The 3,307-nt window shown below is 52.9% G+C and carries 1 protein-coding gene; it reads left to right on the forward strand.

Annotated elements, in window-relative coordinates; all coding sequences use genetic code 11:
* Nucleotides 1-177 precede the first annotated feature (177 nt).
* A partial coding sequence (locus ACTS3T_RS02295) for a CHAT domain-containing protein (RefSeq protein ID WP_462934717.1) occupies nucleotides 178-3,307 on the forward strand: 3,130 nt, incomplete at its 3' end.

Genomic DNA, 3,307 nt, shown 5'->3' on the forward strand with positions numbered 1-3,307 from the left:
GGGCGCTAAGATGCTGATGGAGCAATCAGGATATGAAAGCTTTATCAAACTGGTGAAAATCAGCAGAAGTATGAAGGCTTGATGAAGATGAGGCGTTCAGTTGCCTTTTCTCTGATTAGGTGGCCGAGCCAGTGTAGCTAAAGTTATGTTTGAGCCGAAGCTTTTCTAGCCGCCCCTATGCCAAAAATCACCCTCTGCGAACAGCGCCAGTCTACTGTCGATCAGTTTGAGGCAACTCTCCAGTTTGAGGGTGGCAGTAGCTATCCGGTTACTATCACGAATCCTTTCAATCCGCAGCAAGAGGCGGGGCTGGAGTGGTATTTCGAGGGGTGGCTGCGACGACCGTTTTTGAATACGGTGACGGCAGAACAGATTAAAAACAGTATTGCGGTTTATGGAAAAGCCCTGTTCGATCAGGTGTTTGCCGATCGCAAGGCATATGCAACTTATAGCGGACTGCGATCGCGGCTGTCTAGCGTCGAGTTTGTGATTGAGAGCGTTTCGCCTGACTTTCAGGCGCTGCACTGGGAAGCCCTGCAAGATCCGGATCTGCCGCTTCCGCTGGCGCTGGAATGCACGATGGTGCGCAGTCCGCAGCAAGATGTTGCTGTGACGGCGAACCCCAACCCGTCAGCGACGATTAATTTGCTGGTGGTGACGGCCCGCCCCGACGAAGAAAAAGACGTTAACTATCGCACCATTTCGCGGCCATTGATTGAGGCGATTCAGCAGGCCAGAGTGCCGATCAACGTGGAGTTGCTGCGTCCGGGGACTTACAAAGCGCTGGAAAATCACCTGCAGGCCAAAGGCGCAGGCTACTATCACATCGTGCATTTCGATGCCCACGGCGGACTTGCTACCTACGCGCAAATTACCGATCAGCAGCGAGAGTCTGACGCAGTTTTGTTCCAAAATCGCTATGGACGTAGCGCCCTCCAACCTTATACGGGCGTCAAGGCGTTTTTGTTTTTAGAAGGGGAAGCACCAGGACAGGCTGACCCGGTAGAGGCGCAAGAGTTGGCTAAGCTGTTGACGGTTCAGGGCATTTCGGTGTGCCTTTTAAATGCCTGCCAGTCGGCTAAGCAAGTGCGTTTTTCTCAGGCGAATGGGACGGCGGCGGCAGACGAAGTAACGGACGCTGACCCAGCGCTGCCCAGCGGCAGCGTAGAAGGCGAGGCAATCGACGACCGCGAAACTAGCTTGGGCAGCCGTTTGATGGCGGCGGGAGTGCAGATGGTAGTGGCCATGAGCTACTCGGTTAGCGTGACGGCGGCCACTATTTTAATGCGGAAGCTCTACACAGAACTATTTGCCCAGCGCCCCCTGGTAGAGGCAATTCGGCTGGGGCGGCGGGAGCTGTATAACGATAAAACCCGTCAGGGCTGGTTTAACCTGACGGTAGATTTGGAGGACTGGCTGTTACCAGTGGTGTATGGCAATCCGTCGCTGCAGTTTGAGCTACAAGAGATGACGGCGCGGCAAAAGGCAGCTCATTATCAGGTCAAGGCCAGTCGCTATCGCTTTGCTGCCCCCACCTACGGCTTTGTGGGGCGAGATTTAGAAATTCTTAAGCTAGAAAAGTCGCTGCTGCGGCACAATGTGCTGCTGCTGCGGGGTATGGGCGGTACGGGCAAAACCACGCTGCTGAACTACTTGCGGGAATGGTGGCAGACGACCCAGTTTGCCAAAGATGTGTTCTATTTTGGCTATGACGAAAAGGCGCACACGCTGGAGCAAATTGTGCATGAGGTGGGCCAGCGGGTGTATGACGAGTTTGAGTGGGTGGCTGTGCAGCCGCTGAGCCTAGAAGCCAAGGCGGAGATGCTAGCGGAGACGCTGCGCAGCGAACCTTATGGGCTGATGCTGGACAATTTAGAGTCGGTGACGGGGCAGGCGCTGGCGATTCAGCATACGCTGCCAGTAGCAGAGCAGGAAAAGCTGCAAGCCTTTTTGCAGAAGCTGGTGGGGGGCAAAACCAAGGTGGTGCTGGGTTCGCGCAGCGGGGAAGACTGGCTGGCAGGGGTTTACCGCGACAACCGCTATGCCTTACAGGGGCTAGATCCGCAAGCGCGGACGGAGTTGGCAGAAAAGATTTTAGAGCGGCATGTGGGCAACCGGGAGCGGCTGGCAAATCTGCGAGCAGACAAGGACTTTGAGCGGCTGATGAAGCTGCTAGCGGGCTATCCGCTGGCGATGGAGGTGGTGCTGGCAAATTTGGCGCGGCAAAGCCCGACGGAGATTTTGGCGGCGCTGGATGCGGCAGATGTGCAGCTTGATAGCGGCAGCGAAGACAGAACGCAGAGCATTTTGAAATGTGTGGAATATTCCCACAGCAATTTGTCGCCAGAAGCGCAAAAGCTGCTGCTGTGTTTGGCTCCGTTTAAGGGATTTATTGATCGGGCGGATCTAGAAAACTATGCCAAACAGCTTCAACAATTAGAGCCATTTCAAGCTTATCCGTTTGAGCAGTTTGATCCAGCCGTTCAGGAAGCAATTAACTGGGGTTTGCTATCGCCCATGAGTGACGAGATGCCCCACTTGCTCACCATTCAACCCGTCTTCCCTTACTTCTTAAAAACTAAGCTAGCAGAATTAGACAATGCCACCCGCACGGCGCTGGAAACCGGATTTAAGCAGCACTATCAGGCACTCGCAGGGCAGTATCAGCAATTAATGCAGTCCAAAAATCCACAAGAGAAGCAGTCGGGCTTGTTCTTTACTCGCTTGGAGTATGAAAACCTTTACTCTGCGCTGCAAACTTGCATGGAGAGACAAGAAAATCTAAGCGTCTTTTTCTGTCTTGAACTTTTTCTAAGATCATCAAACGAAAAATCTTCAAGACACAAGCTCATTAACTTGGTTTGCCGGCAAACTGACAACTATCCAAAAGAATTTATTAAAGGTAATGAGGGGCATCAAGTGATGGGTAGTTTTGATATGCTGGCCTTATCTTACCTTCACCTAGGTGACTATAATTCTGCGCAAGAAACCTATGAGAAAGAGCTAGGTATTCTGGCACAACTAACCTGCTATAACCAACGTCAAGCTGGTCTTAGTAGAGCCAGAATATATCACCAGATGGGCAGAGTGGCCGAAGAGCAGCGAAACTACCCTCAGGCGCAGCAGTACTATCAACAGGCCTTAGACCTCTTTATCGAGTTTGGCGATCGCTATGAGCAAGCGGGCACCTATCACCAGATGGGCAGCGTGGCCGAAGAGCAGCGAAACTACCCTCAGGCGCAGCAGTACTATCAACAGGCCTTAGACCTCTTTATCGAGTTTGGCGATCGCTATAGTCAGGCCCGCA

This window comes from Almyronema sp., assembly GCF_052168255.1.
GTDB lineage: Bacteria > Cyanobacteriota > Cyanobacteriia > Phormidesmidales > Phormidesmidaceae > Sphaerothrix > Sphaerothrix epifaneia.